We start from the raw sequence: 1,066 nt of genomic DNA on the forward strand, positions 1-1,066 counted from the left end.
TAAAGCATGGGGACTGCTTTCGGTCGCTGTTCGTTTATGTAACGACGTGAATGAGGGCGCTAGAATAAATAGTCACTCTTATTGGTTTATCAGTGTCTTTGACTATGACGATTACTTCATTGAACAGGGACAGCTATGTCTAACTCCTATCAATCCGAGATCCCCAAGGCCCGCGTTAATATCCAATTAAGCCTGCATACTGGCGGCGCGCAGAAAAAAGTCGAATTGCCCCTCAAGCTGATGGTGGTGGGGGATTACAGCAACGGTGCTGAGCAGCGTGCTGTATCTGAGCGTGAAAAAGGTCAACATAAATAAAAATAATTTTGACAATGTGTTATCCGAATTCTCTCCTTCAATAAACCTTTCCGTAGAAAACACCCTGTCCGGTGACGGCAGTGAAGAAAATATCCGACTTTCCTTTAGTGGAATGAAAGACTTCGAACCAGAACAGGTCGCCCGTCAGATCCCACAGCTCAAAGCCATGCTCGCCATGCGCAATCTCCTGCGTGACCTGAAAGCCAACCTGCTGGACAACCAGGCCTTCCGCAAGGAGCTGGAAAAAATCCTGCTTGACCCAACGCTCAGCGCTGAGCTGCGCAGTGAACTTTCAGCCCTGGCGCCTAAAGAAGCCTGACGGTCACGATATTTAACGGATTAATGAGAGAAGATGCTGATGTCTGTAAAAAATGAGAATAATGCCGGTGGCGCAAGCGTAGTGCTGGAGCGTCCTTTAGCAGGCGGCGTTTATGCCTCCTTGTTTGAAAAAATTAATCTGAACCCGGTATCAGAGCTGAGCGCACTGGATATCTGGCAGGATAGCCAGGCGATGTCCGATGCCACGGCTGACGAGCGACTGACCGCGGGTATGCAGGTCTTTCTGGAATGCCTGACTAAATCGGGCTCAAAAGTTGAGAAGCTGGATAAAAACCTGATTGACCACCACATCACTGAGCTCGATTACCAGATTAGTCGCCAGTTGGATGCGGTGATGCATCATGATGAATTTCAGAAAACAGAAAGTATCTGGCGTGGGCTGAAGTCACTGGTCGACAAAACCGATTTCCGT

At 48.5% G+C, this 1,066-nt stretch carries 1 protein-coding gene and 1 pseudogene; both read left to right on the plus strand.

Annotated features, from left to right (window positions below; genetic code table 11):
• The first annotated feature begins 135 nt into the window (after window positions 1–135).
• Window positions 136–634: pseudogene (tssB, locus tag BN1044_RS20830) on the plus strand (type VI secretion system contractile sheath small subunit).
• Window positions 635–667: 33 nt separating this feature from the next.
• Window positions 668–1,066 (plus strand): type VI secretion system contractile sheath domain-containing protein (locus tag BN1044_RS20835; RefSeq protein ID WP_175421633.1); only part of this gene is annotated, 399 nt, incomplete at its 3' end.

The organism is Hafnia alvei, from assembly GCF_900095695.1.
Lineage (GTDB): Bacteria > Pseudomonadota > Gammaproteobacteria > Enterobacterales > Enterobacteriaceae > Hafnia > Hafnia alvei_B.